Origin of the sequence: Leptotrichia sp. OH3620_COT-345 (genome assembly GCF_003932895.1) — a bacterium.
Taxonomy (GTDB): Bacteria; Fusobacteriota; Fusobacteriia; order Fusobacteriales; family Leptotrichiaceae; genus Pseudoleptotrichia.
Window position 1 is genome coordinate 58,729 of record NZ_RQYW01000003.1, and the last position, 15,086, is coordinate 73,814.

Annotated in this window: 16 protein-coding genes; 5 read left to right on the plus strand and 11 right to left on the minus strand. The window is 29.5% G+C overall.

Annotated features, from left to right (window positions below; translation table 11 throughout):
* Positions 1–164 precede the first annotated feature (164 nt).
* The 4 genes from EII29_RS02620 to EII29_RS02635 are packed head-to-tail and all read left to right on the plus strand — an operon-like array spanning position 165 to position 3,635.
* Positions 165–1,061, plus strand: a complete 897-nt coding sequence (locus EII29_RS02620) for a branched-chain amino acid ABC transporter permease (RefSeq protein WP_125235996.1) — start codon at positions 165–167, stop codon at positions 1,059–1,061.
* A 12-nt stretch (positions 1,062–1,073) separates the two neighbouring features.
* Positions 1,074–2,117: a branched-chain amino acid ABC transporter permease gene (locus EII29_RS02625; protein ID WP_125235997.1), complete on the plus strand. Its 1,044-nt coding sequence runs from the start codon at positions 1,074–1,076 to the stop codon at positions 2,115–2,117.
* An 18-nt stretch (positions 2,118–2,135) separates the two neighbouring features.
* Positions 2,136–2,894: an ABC transporter ATP-binding protein gene (locus tag EII29_RS02630; protein ID WP_125235998.1), complete on the plus strand. Its 759-nt coding sequence runs from the start codon at positions 2,136–2,138 to the stop codon at positions 2,892–2,894.
* 33 nt (positions 2,895–2,927) lie between these two features.
* Positions 2,928–3,635, plus strand: a complete 708-nt coding sequence (locus tag EII29_RS02635; RefSeq protein ID WP_368665473.1) for an ABC transporter ATP-binding protein — start codon at positions 2,928–2,930, stop codon at positions 3,633–3,635.
* Positions 3,636–3,855: 220 nt separating this feature from the next.
* Here EII29_RS02635 and EII29_RS02640 read toward each other — a convergent pair whose 3' ends face one another.
* From EII29_RS02640 to prfA, 9 genes are all read right to left on the minus strand, one after another.
* Positions 3,856–4,623 carry a polyphenol oxidase family protein gene (locus EII29_RS02640; RefSeq protein ID WP_125236000.1) on the minus strand — a complete coding sequence of 256 codons (768 nt, stop codon included), beginning with the start codon at positions 4,621–4,623 and terminating at the stop codon, positions 3,856–3,858.
* A gap of 1 nt (position 4,624) precedes the next feature.
* The gene (locus EII29_RS02645; protein ID WP_125236001.1) at positions 4,625–5,494 is read right to left on the minus strand and encodes a polyprenyl synthetase family protein; all 870 of its coding nucleotides are present in this window, start codon (positions 5,492–5,494) and stop codon (positions 4,625–4,627) included.
* Positions 5,495–5,716: an exodeoxyribonuclease VII small subunit gene (xseB, locus tag EII29_RS02650; protein ID WP_125236002.1), complete on the minus strand. Its 222-nt coding sequence runs from the start codon at positions 5,714–5,716 to the stop codon at positions 5,495–5,497.
* A gap of 25 nt (positions 5,717–5,741) precedes the next feature.
* Positions 5,742–6,305, minus strand: coding sequence for a 16S rRNA (guanine(966)-N(2))-methyltransferase RsmD (gene rsmD / locus EII29_RS02655; protein WP_125236003.1), 564 nt, complete (start codon positions 6,303–6,305; stop codon positions 5,742–5,744).
* A gap of 14 nt (positions 6,306–6,319) precedes the next feature.
* Positions 6,320–7,039 (minus strand): hypothetical protein, encoded by a 720-nt coding sequence (locus EII29_RS02660; protein ID WP_233573232.1) that lies wholly within the window; start codon positions 7,037–7,039, stop codon positions 6,320–6,322.
* 28 nt (positions 7,040–7,067) lie between these two features.
* The gene (gene queA / locus EII29_RS02665; protein ID WP_125236005.1) at positions 7,068–8,090 is read right to left on the minus strand and encodes a tRNA preQ1(34) S-adenosylmethionine ribosyltransferase-isomerase QueA; all 1,023 of its coding nucleotides are present in this window, start codon (positions 8,088–8,090) and stop codon (positions 7,068–7,070) included.
* A 482-nt stretch (positions 8,091–8,572) separates the two neighbouring features.
* The gene (locus tag EII29_RS02670; RefSeq protein ID WP_125236006.1) at positions 8,573–9,508 is read right to left on the minus strand and encodes a hypothetical protein; all 936 of its coding nucleotides are present in this window, start codon (positions 9,506–9,508) and stop codon (positions 8,573–8,575) included.
* A 144-nt stretch (positions 9,509–9,652) separates the two neighbouring features.
* Positions 9,653–10,771 carry a peptide chain release factor N(5)-glutamine methyltransferase gene (gene prmC / locus EII29_RS02675; RefSeq protein ID WP_125236007.1) on the minus strand — a complete coding sequence of 373 codons (1,119 nt, stop codon included), beginning with the start codon at positions 10,769–10,771 and terminating at the stop codon, positions 9,653–9,655.
* A complete protein-coding gene (gene prfA / locus EII29_RS02680; RefSeq protein WP_125236008.1) occupies positions 10,764–11,843 on the minus strand; it encodes a peptide chain release factor 1 in 1,080 nt (359 codons plus the stop codon). The genes prmC and prfA overlap by 8 nt, the downstream gene beginning before the upstream one ends.
* 196 nt (positions 11,844–12,039) lie before the next feature.
* Here prfA and EII29_RS02685 point away from each other — a divergent pair, with 196 nt between their 5' ends.
* Positions 12,040–13,332 carry a folylpolyglutamate synthase/dihydrofolate synthase family protein gene (locus EII29_RS02685; protein ID WP_125236009.1) on the plus strand — a complete coding sequence of 431 codons (1,293 nt, stop codon included), beginning with the start codon at positions 12,040–12,042 and terminating at the stop codon, positions 13,330–13,332.
* A gap of 300 nt (positions 13,333–13,632) precedes the next feature.
* Here the strand turns inward: EII29_RS02685 and EII29_RS02690 are convergent, their stop codons facing one another.
* Both EII29_RS02690 and EII29_RS02695 read right to left on the minus strand, forming a co-directional pair.
* Positions 13,633–14,229 (minus strand): DUF4240 domain-containing protein, encoded by a 597-nt coding sequence (locus EII29_RS02690; protein WP_125236010.1) that lies wholly within the window; start codon positions 14,227–14,229, stop codon positions 13,633–13,635.
* 68 nt (positions 14,230–14,297) lie between these two features.
* Positions 14,298–14,930, minus strand: a complete 633-nt coding sequence (locus EII29_RS02695; protein WP_125236011.1) for a DUF2278 family protein — start codon at positions 14,928–14,930, stop codon at positions 14,298–14,300.
* Positions 14,931–15,086: the final 156 nt, after the last annotated feature.

Consider the following 15,086-nt stretch of genomic DNA (forward strand, 5'->3'; position numbering starts at 1 on the left):
GCATGTAAGAAGGATATCCTGAAAATGAGGGTTATCAGCCCTCATACTCCATTTACCTTGCTTCTTCCGTTTCTACGGAAATGATTTACGATTAAGGTAATATGAAAGTAGAGTTTTCTATTTCAAGGATATCCTCTTTAAATTTAATCACAAGGAGTTTCAAAATGTTTAAAAATTTTATTGAACAGACTATTAACGGTCTTCAGACAGGAAGTATATATGCTTTGATAGCATTAGGATATACTATGGTCTACGGAATAGTCAAACTTATAAATTTTGCCCATGGAGATATATTAATGGTAGGAGCTTATACGGTATTCATAGCTGTTTCCAACAGCATTCCATTTCCTGTAGCTCTTATTCTGGCAATTGTTTTCTGTTCTGTTCTCGGAGTTGTTATAGACTGGTTTGCATACAGGCCTCTTAGAAACGCTCCCAGAATATCGGCACTGATAACGGCTATCGGAATAAGTTTTCTTCTTGAAAGTGCCGCACTTATAATTTTTGGTGCAACTCCTAAAATTATTGACAGTAAGTCCATTCCGGCTTTTTTGTCACCGAATATTAAAATAAATTTAGGAATTGTAAATATCAGTATGCTTACTATCTTTGTCATATTTATTACTATAGTATGTATGTATATTCTGAACCTGTTTATAAAAAAGACAAAATTGGGAAAAGCTACAAGAGCGGTTTCTCAAGATACCGGAGCTGCAAAATTGATGGGAATAAATGTAAATCTTACTATTGCTATTACATTTGCAATAGGTTCAGGACTGGGAGCATTGGGCGGAGTCCTTTATGCTATTATGTATCCAACTGTAGAGCCTTATATGGGAATGCTTCCCGGACTTAAGGCATTTATTGCAGCTGTATTCGGAGGGATAGGAAGTATCCCCGGAGCAATGATTGGAGGATATGTTCTAGGAATTATCGAATCATATACAAAAGGATATATTTCTTCCACATGGGCAAATCCCATAGTTTTCGGTGTATTGATTTTAATATTAATATTTAAGCCGAACGGATTATTCGGTAAAAACCTGAAAGAAAAAGTTTAATTAGGAGGAAAAATGCAAAAAACTAAACAAAATACCGAAAATAAATGGGGAAACCTGAATTATTTCAACAAACTCAATATTAAAAATTATTCTTTAACATTTTTATTTTTAATAGCTCTATATTTTGTCTTATATTTAAGTATCGACAAAGGCAATCCGTTTGATTACAAAAGCGGAATATATACAAGCGTACTTATTTCCATAATATTTGCAGTCAGTCTGAACATCGCAGTAGGACTTATGGGACAACTCAGTTTAGGGCATGCAGGATTTATAGCAATAGGCGGATATACTGCCGCTTTTATTTCAAAATTACTCGTTCCTTATAATCTTCCTCCTTTTATTCAGTTGATTGTTGTTACTCTTGCAGGAGGAATACTGGCAGGAATATTCGGCTTTTTTGTAGGAGGAAGTACATTACGTCTGAGAGGAGATTATCTTGCAATTATCACTCTCGCTTTCGGAGAAATCATTAAATATGTTATTCAAAATATGAATTTTCTCGGAGGTGCTACAGGACTTAAAAGTATTCCGAGTATTCTCGATTTTTCAAGTGTCTATTTCATTGCGGTAATTTCGGTTGTAATTATGTCAATGATAATGACTTCGAGAAAAGGAAGGCAAATTCTTTCAATAAGAGAAAATGAGATAGCTGCTGAAAATATAGGCATAGATATAAATCATGTAAAACTTTACGGATTTGCTCTTTCAGCGTTTTTTGCAGGAGTTGGAGGTTCATTATTTGCACATAATGTCGGAATACTGACCCCTGACAAATTCGGATTTGTATTTTCTATTGAAATACTTGTTATGATTGTCTTCGGAGGATTGGGAAGTATTACAGGAGCCGTACTGTCAGCAGTTCTTCTGACAGTACTTAATGAGCAGCTGAGAGAAGTTTCTCAGTACAGATATCTTGTTTATGCAATAATACTTATAATACTGATGATTTTCAGACCTGACGGTGTTTTCGGCAAAAAAGAACTTACTATACCAAGATTTATAAATAAATATAAAAGAATAAGAAACAATTTAAACAAAAAAAACAATAACTAATAAATAGGAGTAATAAATATGTCATTGTTAAAAACGACGAATTTGGGAATATCTTTTGGGGGACTTAGAGCTGTAGATAATGTAAATATCGAAATAAACAACAAAGAACTTGTTGGATTAATCGGTTCTAACGGTGCAGGAAAAACTACAATTTTCAACTTGCTTACAGGAGTTTATAAGCCTACTGACGGAAATATATCCTTGAATAATGTAAATATAAATAAAAAAACCACTCCGCAGATAGTTGCTTTGGGCGTTGCAAGGACATTTCAGAATATAAGACTTTTCAAAAATCTGTCCGTTCTGGATAATGTAAAACTTGCTTTAAACAGCAGTATGACTTACTCAACTTTATCCGCTATTTTCAGATTACCTAAATATTGGAAAGAAGAAAGGAAAGTTACTGATAAAGCCCTTGATTTACTTGATATATTTGAAATGGCAGAAATGGCAGACATAACTGCAGGAAATCTGTCTTACGGACAACAGCGTAAACTTGAAATTGCCAGAGCACTCGCCACTTCGCCTAAGCTTCTTCTATTAGACGAACCTGCTGCCGGAATGAATCCTAACGAAACAAAAGAACTGATGAATACTATAAGTTTTATAAGGGAAAAATTTAAAATTTCCATACTGCTCATAGAACATGATATGGAGCTTGTAATGGGAATTTGTGAAAGGCTTTATGTCCTTAATTTCGGAAAAATAATAGCAGAGGGACTACCTGAAGAAATTCAAAACAATAAAGAAGTTATTACCGCTTATTTAGGGGAATAACAAAAAAGCAGATTACAGGAGGATTTTGTGGATATTTTAAAAGTAAATGATTTAAATGTATATTACGGGGGTATTCATGCAATAAAAAATATTTCATTTAATATAAAAAAGGGGGAAATTGTTTCCCTTATAGGTGCAAACGGAGCGGGTAAAACTTCTACATTGCACGCAGTTTCAGGATTAATTCCTATAAAATCCGGAGAAATTTCCTTAAACGGTATAAATGTGACAAACATTGAAGCTCATAAACTTGTAAAACAGGGAATGGCACATGTACCTGAGGGAAGACGGATTTTTACAGAACTGACCGTTATGGAAAATCTTGAAATGGGTGCATATATAATTAACGATAAAAACAGTGTAAAAAAAGATATGGAAAACCAGTTCAAGCTTTTTCCAAGACTTTCAGAAAGAAAAAAACAGCTCGCGGGAACAATGAGCGGTGGAGAGCAACAGATGCTTGCCATGGCAAGAGCATTAATGTCAAGACCTTCTTTACTCTTACTTGACGAACCTTCAATGGGACTTGCCCCTCTTCTTGTTCAAGAAATTTTTAAAATTATAGAAAAAATAAATAAAGAACACGGAGTTACAATTTTACTTGTAGAACAAAATGCAAATATGGCACTTTCCATTGCGAACAGAGGATATGTTCTTGAAACCGGGCAGATTATACTTGAAGGAACAGGGAAAGAACTTATAACTAATCCTGAAATTAAAAAGGCATATCTGGGAGGATAAAATTTATCATAAAATTTTAAATATTAAAGATTATTTAAAATAATAGAAGAATTTTGATTTTTAACAATTTTTCAAAAAAATATAAATTATGTTAAACTGAAAAGCGGTAAACTGAGTGAAATCAATTTTTTGTTTTTTAAACATAACAAATGTTTTTGAAGTTAAAAATTCTATAGTTAATAAAAAAAGTATGAAAACAACAACCTTTCATACTTTTTTATTATTTAAAACTTATAACCGCTGCAGCTCGCCCTGACTTCTTTCTCTCCCTTCTATAAGAATGAAACTTTTCATTCCATGTATCTTCATCTGAAATAATCAAATTTTTCTCATTGATTCCAAGCCTAAGTGCTGTAATTTTATTAAAAATTATATTACTGAAATGATATTTACCCGTTTTTTCATTGAATTTAAAAGACTTTAATACTAATTCACTGTCCTTACCGAATTTTTGAATAAAGTTATCATATAAATCCTGACCTACTTCATAGTTTTCCTGTTGTATCCCTATTCCCAAAGCCATCAGTACATTTTTATAATCTGTTTTATATGTTTTCTTCATTATCTCCAGTCCATTTTTCATTATTTCCTTATGAGTTCCCGGCCAACCTGAATGCCAAACACCTATAACTTCATTTTTTTTGTCATAAACAAAAATGGGTAAACAGTCTGCATAAAAGGTAAAAAGTGCTACATCTTTCCTCTTAGTCACAAAACCGTCAATTTCTTTAAATGTAAAATTAAAAGTATCTTCATTTATTACTTCAACATTATTCGTGTGTGTCTGAAAAGACATGACGGTTATTTTACTTTCGATATTCATCTCTGATAATAACTTGTTCCTATTTTTCTTTTGTATTCCTTTTTCTTGTCCTTCCATGTTACAATAATCAGACATATTTCCTGCACTTTTTTTTGAATATACCGCTTTTATACCATATTTTTCAAATTCCTCAATATAAAAGTAATTTTCTTTTTCTTTAAACATATTAAGCTTCTCTCTTTCCTATGTACTCAGTCAATTCCATAAGTAAATTATTATTTTCAAAGTCTTTTAATATTTTTTTAGCCTCTGAAATATGTTCGTTCAGTATTTCTTTTGATTTTTTAAGTCCAAATAAACTTGGATATGTAGTTTTCTCAAGTTTTTCATCACTCGGCTTTTTTCCTATTTTTTCAAAAGTTCCTTCAATATCTAAAATGTCGTCCTTTATTTGAAATGCGGTTCCTATAAGCCGGGAATACTTAATCAACTTTTCTTTTCTGATCTGATTGACATTTAAAATTATAAGAGGAAGTTCTATTGCTGCGGTAATTAGTTTTCCTGTTTTATTTTCATGAATATACTTAAGAGTATCATAAGACACTTTTATATGTTCAGATTTTATGTCTACAAATTGTCCCCCTGCCATCCCAAAAAAACCGGCATACTCAGAAAGCTTCGACATTACATTGACTTTATTTTTATCATTTATATAATCCGAAGTCGCTATAATATTGAAAGCCTCTGTAAGCAAAATATCTCCGACAAGTATTGCTGTCGCTTCATCATATTTTGTGTGTACTGTCAGTTTTCCTCTTCTATATATGTCGTTATCCATAGCAGGTAAATCATCATGTACTAAAGAGTAGCAATGTATAAATTCCAATGCTGTAGCTACATCCTTTATATTATCATAGCTTCTCTGAAATAAATCACACATCATGTACATCAATATAGGTCTTAATCTTTTTCCTCCATTCATTACGGCATAATACATAACTTCGGATAATGTTTTGGGGTGTAAGTACTTTCTTAAATTTTTTTGTAATTCTTTTTCAATAAGTTCTTTTTTTTGAGATAAATATTCTTTTAACATTTACTCTACCTCTTCCGTTTCAAGTTTTCCATTTTTTTCAAGAACCTTCAGTACTTTCCCTTCTCCAATTTCAAGTAGTTTTTCTGACTCTTTTATTAATTTTATAGCTTTTTCATACTCAGCAATAGAATCATCAAGGGATAATTCTTCACTTTCAAGTTTTTCAAGAATTTTGTCAATTTCTTCAATATTTTCTTCATATGTTTGCTTTTTACTTGCCATAGTTATAACCTCCTAATTTGGATTTTTATAATTCAATTTCTTCATACCTGTAAAAAGATATCATTTTCTTATTATAGTCCCTCTCATCATATTTTATAAAATTTCCTATTTTATTTTGAGTTTTTTCATATATGCTGTGTTCCGAAATAATAATCCCGTCTTTATTCAAAATGTTATTATCCGATATTTTTTTTATCGTTTCACTACTTATATTCTCTTTATACGGAGGATCAAGAAAAATTATATCAAAGTTTTCATTTTTTCTTCCAAGAATTTCTACTGCACGGAAAACATCATTTTTATATGCTCTACATTTATTATCAAGTCTCAAATTATTTACATTATTTATAATAATTTTAAGAGCTTCCTTATCCTGCTCAACCATAACAGCCCTGTCTGCTCCTCTACTGAGAGCTTCTATTGCCATATTTCCCGTTCCCGAATATAAATCAAGAAACTTTGAATTATGAACTTTTTCTCCTATTATACTGAAAATTGCTTCCTTTATTCTTTCAAGAGTCGGTCTTGTATCTCTTCCTTCTCTCGATTTTATTTTCCTGTTTTTCAATGTTCCGGCAGTTATTCTCATTTCATACCTCTTGATTATTTAAAATTTATCGTTAATTTCCCATCTAAATTTATATTTCCGATTAATAATTCATAATGTTCCCTTTGGGAATTTTTCGTTACATTTTTAAAAATATAATTTTTATAAGTTACAGTATCTATTTTTATGGTCGATTTATTGTATATATTTACATAAAATATTTCAGCTTTATTTTTATCTAAAAAATTATCTACAAGTTCAAAACTGAAATTAATTTTCTTATTTTTTTGAAAATCTGTATTTATAAGATTGTAGTAAACTCCTAGTCTACCTGTTTTCTTGGGTTCTACTGTTTTAGATACAGCAAACCATTCACGCTGTATATTGTCAGAACTTTGATTATCATATATATTTTCGGAAAAATTTATAACTGCTCTTAAATTTTCCGATTTTTTAAAATCTGAAAAAAACTTTATCTTTTCAATATATTTTCCTATTTTTTTATTTACCGTATTCTGATCAAGCCAAAACATAAATGTCGATTTCACGTTAAAATCTCCGATATTTTCAAATGTATAAAGACTCTCAACTTTTACTTTTCCGTCTTTTTCAATTGTAATATTCAAATCTTCCCTTTTTATTATTAAGGGTTCCGACCTTACAATTTTTATATTTCCAACTGCTAAAAACTGGGGTTCAATAATATTATTAGAAAATGAAACCGTATTAAAAATCGAAAATACTATTATTAAAACTGTTATTTTAAAAATTTTCATTGACATATAAACTCCCGATTATTCAGATTTAATATATAAACATAGAATCTCCAAAGCTGTAAAATCTATATTTTTCTTTGACGGCTTCTTTATAAGCCTTAAAAATAAAATCTTTTCCTCCAAATGCTGATACGAGCATAATTAAAGTTGATTTGGGCAAGTGGAAATTAGTAATTATTCCATCTATTATTTTAAATTTATAATCTCCATAAATGAATATATCTGTTTCTCCCTCGCTATTAACAAGATTGCCTTTTTCATCTACAGACGATTCCAGTGTTCTGACAGATGTCGTCCCTACTGCAATTATCCGTTGTCCCCTTTTTTTAGCTTCATTTATAATTTCAGCGGTTTTTTCAGGAATCCTATATTTTTCACTGTGCATTTTATGTTCATTTATATTTTCGGTTTGTACAGGTCTGAATGTTCCGAGACCCACATCAAGGAATACTTCAGTCACTGTTACCCCTTTTTCTTTTATCTGTTCAAGAAGCTCTTCGGTAAAATGAAGTCCTGCTGTAGGAGCAGCTACGGATTCTCCTTCCTTTGCATATACAGTCTGATATCTGTCTTTGTCCTTAAGCTTTTCAGTAATATAAGGAGGTAAAGGCATTTCTCCTAATTTGTCGAGAATTTCCTCAAAATTTCCGTCATAACTGAATTTTAAAACTCTATTTCCATCTTCTTTTATTTCAATCAACTCAGCTTCCAAAAGATTGTCAGAAAATATAATTTTCTGACCTATTTTCAAACGTTTGGCAGGTTTTAAAAGAACTTCCCATGTGTTCAAATCATATCTTTTTAAAAGAAAGCATTCTAACACGGTCCCTGTATTTTTTTTCCCATACAGTCTTGCCGGAATTACTTTTGTCCTGTTTATAACAAGTATGTCGTCTTTTTTCAGGTAGTCGATAATATTATAAAATTTTTTATGCTCTATTTTTTGTTTTTTCCTGTTCAAAACAAGTAATTTTGAATGATCTCTCGGATTAACAGCACTTTGTGCGATTAATTCTTCCGGTAAATCAAAATCAAATTCTGCAATATTCATTTTTTCTTTTTCCTTTTTAATTAATCTATTTTTTCTGTGAGGAGATATTCTCATATTATCCAAATTTTTTTGAAAAAATTTTGGCAAAAAATTTCAACTCAAATTATTTTATATTTAAAAAATATTCCATCACTAAAAAATTACAAATTTTCTCCATTCAGATAGTTATTTTTCTTTAGGTTTATTCCCGTATTTTTTCTTAAGTAATTTGAATGTCGATGTTTAAATTGTATTTCAATTTTATACTCTCCATTATTATAATTCAACTATATTTTAAAGTCTTTTATTTTTTAATTTTTATTAATATTAAAATTTTACTGTGTAAAAAATTCAATAAGCGAACATTATAGAAGCACTTTTTTTAAATTGAACAGATATTTTTGAACTCAAATAAAATTTACGTTGAATTGTTTTTGGATCCAACCTTTTTTACAAAAAAGTTGAGGTCACGTTTTTCAAAAAAGCATAGAAAAAACCAGAAACTAATTCACTTGAAAAGTCTTGTAAGTATCTACACGCTTAAACCATCCTGCCAGCCATTTTCTGTCTTTTCTGGAGTTATTTGCCCTTTTTTCCAATACATGTTTAGCCGAATTGCTGAATTCAACTAAAGCACTTCTTCCTACTTCAGAACCTTTCATATTTTCAAGAACCTGTCTGAGTCCCCAACCTGTGTTCCCATATCTTCCTCCTGAAATTCCTTCTCCTTTAAAATTTACATAATCTATTAAGGCATAAAGTCCGTTAGGGGAGTTTGCTACTCTATAAAACTGCATTCTGACATTATCCCTGTCATTAGTTGCATTTAAAATTTTTTCCAGAGAATCCTCAAGCCTTTCAAATATAAATAATATTTGGATATCTCTTGTTCTATTAAAGAAACTTATCAGCTCCCATACATCTTTATCTCCGTTTTCTCTTTTCCTTAAAAGTTCAGCTCTGTTTTGCCATGGAGAACCTTTATTTTCCTCAATAATTCTTGGTAATTTTATACCCTTTGCTCTATAAAAGGAAACCATTTGAGGAAAGCTTTCTCCCCCTGCTCTTCCTTTCTTATACCATATGAAATGACCTATTCCAAGCGAAGGAAAATTTTCTCCTGCATTCCAATGAACCAAATTCTCTATTGCTCCCCCTGTTTCATTCTGAAATATTTTCTCTCCAACTCTCATCAGCTCGCTTTTACTTATATTCAGTATGGGCTTTTCGGTTATCCTCCTATTTGAAGGTTTTGTTATATTTTCATTTTTCCCCCTCATACTCATTAAATCATATTCACTGTTATTATAATAATCATTTATAAGTTTTTCCAAGTCACCTGATACTCCTAATGCTGTATACGATAAACTTAAAATCGCAATAAATAAAAATAATTTTCTTACATTATTTCTTCCGATATTAATTTTATTTTTCTGCACAAATAAACCTCCTGTATGTTGTTAAAATACAAATAAAACTGTCTTATTACAAATTAATCTTTTTTTCCGATATCCGGTTTTAACCTTTAACAGTTTTAACTATATTAGAAGTAACGGAAAAATATTCTTATTTTCAAAAGTAATTTATATTTTTTTCCCTGTTACCACTCTTTCTATATTTTGCATGTCTTTTATTATATTTACATTTTTATAACCTGATTTTTCCATTATTTTTTTAACAATTTCAGCTTGTCTGTATCCTGTTTCAAATAAAAGGTATCCCTCATTTTCAAGATATTCCATAGCTTTTTCACTTATTTCGTTATAAAAATAAAGTCCCTCATTTGAGGCAAATAATGCTTCATCAGGTTCATGAATAAGCGTATCCCCAGACATAACATTTGTTTCCATATGTGATATATAAGGCGGATTTGATATTATCATATTGAAATTCTTATATTCTATATTTTTAAATAAATCCGACTTTAAAAACTTTATATTTGCCGCATTAAGCATCATTTTATTCTTTTCAGCTATTTTCAATGCCTTGTCTGAAATATCAGTTCCCATAACTTTTGAACCGCTTATTTCCAATGCAAGAGTTATCCCGATAACTCCACTTCCTGTTCCTATATCAAGTATTTTAGGATTATTCTGTCTTTGGTTTTCCTTCAATATTCTTACTGCTTCTTCGACAAGTATTTCCGTATCCGACCTCGGGATTAAAACTCCTTTGTCCACATAAAATTTTCTTCCGTAAAATTCCTGCTCGTTTAATAAATACTGGACAGGAAATTTTTCTTTCCCGACTTTTTGAATAAAATTACGTATTTTATCCATTTTTTCAAAGTCAGGAATATCATTATATTTTGTAAAAAGCATCATTCTGTCAATACTCAAAATGTGTGAAAATATAATTTCTGCTTTAAGTTTCGCTTCTTCTATATTATTTTTTTCTAAATATGAAACACTTTTGTCAATTAAAGTTTTTAAATTTTCTTTTTTATCTTTTTCAGCGATATTGTTTTTTTCAAAAACAATATCATCAGTTACTTCATAATTCAATATTTTTTCATTTAATATCCTCTTTATTTTCTCTATTTCAATATCCGACAGTTTTCTTTCAAAATTAGCATAAAGCATTATTCTGTCCATTCCCAAGCTTTGAGAAAAAACGGTTTCTGCCATAATTCTTGGATTTTTCACATTTTTCTTTTCCAGATAATTAACCGATTTATTTAATATATCGAGCAAATTATTCATTATCACCAACAGCTTTCAGCAGTTCCGCCTGTTCATAAGCAATCAAAGCATCTATCATTTCATTTAAATCTCCGTCCAATATTCCATCCAATTTATGTAATGTAAGTTTTATCCTATGATCGGTCACTCTTCCCTGAGGAAAATTATATGTTCTTATTTTTTCTGAACGATCTCCACTTCCTACTTGGGATCTTCTTTCACTTTCAACTTCTTTTCTCTGCTTTTCATATTCTATTTCATATAATTTTGATGCAAGAACTTTCATTGCAGCTTCCCTATTTTTTATCTGAGATCTTCCATCTTGAGAAGTTACTACTATTCCTGTAGGCAGGTGAGTTATTCTTACTGCTGAATCTGTCGTATTTACGTGCTGACCTCCCGCACCGCTTGACCTGTATGTGTCTATTTTCAGGTCACTTTGGTTTATTTCCACTTGACTTACGTCTTCGATTTCAGGCAGTACGGCTACTGTTATAGTAGATGTATGTATTCTCCCAGAAGCTTCTGTCGTCGGAACTCTTTGAACCCTGTGAACTCCACTTTCAAATTTCAGTTTAGAATAAGCTCCATTTCCTTTTATAAGAAATGTCACTTCTTTCAGTCCCCCCACGCCTATTTCGCTTTTATCTATTATTTCTATTTTCCATCTGTTTCTTTCTGCGTATCTTGTAAACATTCTGAATGCGTCAGCTGCAAAAAGAGCGGCTTCATCTCCTCCTGCACCTGCTCTTATTTCCATAATAACATTTTTGTCATCGTTAGGATCTTTAGGAAGCAGAAGGATTTTAAGTTCTTCTTCCAAAGTAGGAATTTCTTCTTCTATTGTATGAATTTCCTCAAGCATCATTTCTTTCATTTCAGAATCTTTTTCAGATTTCAAATCTTCCTTCAAACTTTCCATTTCTTCTTTTTTTGATTTATAATATGTATACTTTTTTACAACTTCGTCAATACTGTTTAAAGCCTTGTTATACTCCATTATCTTTTTAGGATCGGATATAACTTCAGGATCCATAAGTAATTTTGTTAATTCTTCATGTTTTAAAACAACATCATCCAATTTTTGAAACATATGTAATTTCAACTCCTATTTTATTGAATTTTTCTAATTATTGTAACATATTTTTATCTGTTTTTCAAATTTATTCAATATAGAAACTCCTTCTGTATATTCCCTAATTTTCTTAAAATTCATACTTTTAAAAAAACACGATTAATGATATAATTTCACATAAAAATTACTTTAAATTTATGAAAGTGAGATAAAAATGAATATTGACAATATTCTAAAAGAAATTTTCGGTTTCAGGTTTTCTGAAAGACGGAATAATATCGATGATTTAAAACTTGTATATAATTTACTTGGAAATCCATGTGAAAACAGCAAAATTATACACATTGCCGGAACAAATGGAAAAGGTTCTACTGCAACTTTTATTGAAAGTATTCTACTCGAAGCGGATTTTAATGTATGTAAATTTACATCACCCCATATTTTAAAATATAATGAAAGAATTGTTTCAAATAAAATGATGATTTCCGATGATAAAATCATATATTTTTATAATGTGCTTTCAAATACTGTAAAGAATTTTAACAAAAATAACGATATTACTATTCGATTGAATTTTTTTGAAATAACTACATTTATAGCTTTGCTGTTTTTTGAATTACAAAATCCGGATTTTGTAATTCTGGAAGCAGGACTTGGGGGACGTCTTGACGCTACTAATATTGTAAATTCAGATATTGCAGTAATCACAAATATAACTTTCGATCATGTAGATATTCTTGGAAAGACTTTAAAACAAATCGCTTATGAGAAAACAGGAATTATAAAAAATGGAGAATTATGTATTTTCTCTCACGATCTTCCTGAATTGAAAGAAGAAGTGGATAAAAAAACAAAAAATTCCATAAATATTATTGATAAATACAAAGATCTCAATATTAATTTGGATAAGAAAAATTATAAAACCGTCACAGAATTTGAAAATAAAAAATTTATCTTACCTTTATTTGGAAAATTTCAGGCATATAATTTTTTACTTGCTTATGAAATTGCCAAAATTTATAATATTAGTGATGAAGTTATTCAAAAAGGACTTGATTGTGTTCATTGGTCTGGAAGATTTGAATTGTTTTCACTGAACCCTGTGATTATTCTGGATGTAGCACATAACGATGATTCCATAAAAAAGCTTCTTGAAAATATAAAAGAGCTTTATGGAAAAAACGAAGTAATTATAATTACTTCATTATTACAGACAAAAGACTTTATATCAATATTCTCACAACTTGAAAGCGTAACGGACAAAATTTTTATTACTTCATTAAAAGATGCGGTTTACGGACTTACATCATTAGAAATAAGAAAAAAAATGGAAATATTAAATATTCCTACAGATAATATTATCTTTGAAGACAGTATTTCCATCGCTTATAATGAAGCTCTCAAGCTTTTAAATGATAAAAATACAAATTATAAAGCAATTATAGTTTGTGGTTCTTTTTATGAAATTTTCAAATTTAAAAATCTAATTCATAAAAAGGAAAAATAATCCTGTTTCATTAATTATAACCTGTAAAAACTTGTGTATTGTAATATTATAATCATAAAAAATGAGAGCCCCTTTCAGCCCTCATACTTTTTATGTAGACTATCACAATGACAACTTTTTTCAATATAAATATTTATTGTTTTAATGTTTAAATTTTCTGACAATGCTTGAAGCCACAAAAATATATCAATAAGTAATCTAAAAATAACGGTTCATAATTTTTTGATAATTTATTATTTTCAATTTATAAATCATTTTGAAAATCCGGTACTATAAAAATTTTCTTAAAAATTTTTTATTTTAATTTTCGCCTATATAAAGTCTTTCAAATAATTTCGGACATATTTTTCTCATTGATTTCGGAACTTTTTCGCACCATGTAAATTTTAATTTAGGATAGTCAACATCTACGTATCCTATTTTATACTTATAATTGTCAAATTCATCAAGGTATTTTTCAAATACTTCTTCAAACATTTCTATTTTGTTTTTTTTACCGAAAGCATCTACCGCAATAAAGAAAAAATCTTCATTTTCATAAAAATCCTGAACAAATTTTTCATCAACGGAATTTTCTATATATTTTATGAGATTATCAGGATTTTTAACTACATCATTATAAATTCTTTCCCCTCGGGAAATGAGCCATAATCTGAAAAAGTCAAAACAATCCTCACCTGTATCTCCATTTACAAGATACGAAGCACACCAAAGTTTTTCATTATATGATTCCAGCATTATTTCATCTACTATTATTCCAAAGCTGAATATTTCTTCATTTGTTTTATCTGTAAGCATATCAGCCAAATAAGTCATTGCTTCAAAACCATCCTGATGTTTTTTTACTGCATCATCAATATACTTCCAAAAATCTTTCCTTGTCATTTTTAATTCCATATCATATTTTGACCTCCTTTCTTTTATCTTTTAGACATTTCCGTGCTATTTTTTATAATTATTAATATTTATAACAATGCTTTACCTCTCTCATCAGTATTTAAAATCTGATTTGAAAATGCTATGAATATTACTACCCATTTTTCTTTTTTTTTATCATAAAAGAATATGCCACCGTCAGAAAAAGGAGCATCATTTAGTCTGTATTTCCCCGTACTCCCCTGATTCATATGAATATCATGCATCCCTCTTTTATTTGAATACAAATTACCGAATACGAATATCTCAAAATTTTCACTGCCTATTGACTGAAATACATGTTTTTCAATTATTCCTGTCAAAAATACATTATCTCTGTCAAGACCTTTCATATGTATCATTTTTTCAAAAGGAAAAAGTTTCATTTTTACATAATCCAAATTTAAACCCTTATGGCATTCTGTTATCCCTTTTTTCTGTATAAGCAAATTTTTCAGAACTTTTCTGTTATATGTATAATTGTTATCATAGTAAACTTGAAGATTTGAAGAATAAAATTCATCTTTTATTTCAATTATGGTTCCTATATTGATTGATATGTCATATTGTTTTATTTTTTTATTTTTCTCATTAACTTCCGCTATTATATGATAATGGGCTTTTTTGTCGAAGTCATACCATTTATCAATTACTTTCCCTCTTAAAAGTACATATTTTTCCATTTGTCCTCCGGGTTCGGAAATATTTCAAATTTAAAATTTATATTTATTTTATTTTTTATTTAAAATTCTTTTTCTAATATAATTATATCATATAAAATTAAAAAAACAACAATTTATATAAAAAATCATAATAATATAATTATGGCATTTTGCTCT

Bases quoted from the DNA above. Each gene is read 5' to 3' on its own strand.
- EII29_RS02620 (WP_125235996.1), top strand. From the start codon at position 165: ATGTTTAAAAATTTTATTGAACAGACTATTAACGGTCTTCAGACAGGA.
- EII29_RS02625 (WP_125235997.1), top strand. From the start codon at position 1,074: ATGCAAAAAACTAAACAAAATACCGAAAATAAATGGGGAAACCTGAAT.
- EII29_RS02630 (WP_125235998.1), top strand. From the start codon at position 2,136: ATGTCATTGTTAAAAACGACGAATTTGGGAATATCTTTTGGGGGACTT.
- EII29_RS02640 (WP_125236000.1), bottom strand. From the start codon at position 4,623: ATGTTTAAAGAAAAAGAAAATTACTTTTATATTGAGGAATTTGAAAAA.
- EII29_RS02645 (WP_125236001.1), bottom strand. From the start codon at position 5,494: ATGTTAAAAGAATATTTATCTCAAAAAAAAGAACTTATTGAAAAAGAA.
- xseB (WP_125236002.1), bottom strand. From the start codon at position 5,716: ATGGCAAGTAAAAAGCAAACATATGAAGAAAATATTGAAGAAATTGAC.
- rsmD (WP_125236003.1), bottom strand. From the start codon at position 6,305: ATGAGAATAACTGCCGGAACATTGAAAAACAGGAAAATAAAATCGAGA.
- EII29_RS02660 (WP_233573232.1), bottom strand. From the start codon at position 7,039: ATGAAAATTTTTAAAATAACAGTTTTAATAATAGTATTTTCGATTTTT.
- queA (WP_125236005.1), bottom strand. From the start codon at position 8,090: ATGAATATTGCAGAATTTGATTTTGATTTACCGGAAGAATTAATCGCA.
- prmC (WP_125236007.1), bottom strand. From the start codon at position 10,771: ATGAATAATTTGCTCGATATATTAAATAAATCGGTTAATTATCTGGAA.
- prfA (WP_125236008.1), bottom strand. From the start codon at position 11,843: ATGTTTCAAAAATTGGATGATGTTGTTTTAAAACATGAAGAATTAACA.
- EII29_RS02685 (WP_125236009.1), top strand. From the start codon at position 12,040: ATGAATATTGACAATATTCTAAAAGAAATTTTCGGTTTCAGGTTTTCT.
- EII29_RS02690 (WP_125236010.1), bottom strand. From the start codon at position 14,229: ATGGAATTAAAAATGACAAGGAAAGATTTTTGGAAGTATATTGATGAT.
- EII29_RS02695 (WP_125236011.1), bottom strand. From the start codon at position 14,930: ATGGAAAAATATGTACTTTTAAGAGGGAAAGTAATTGATAAATGGTAT.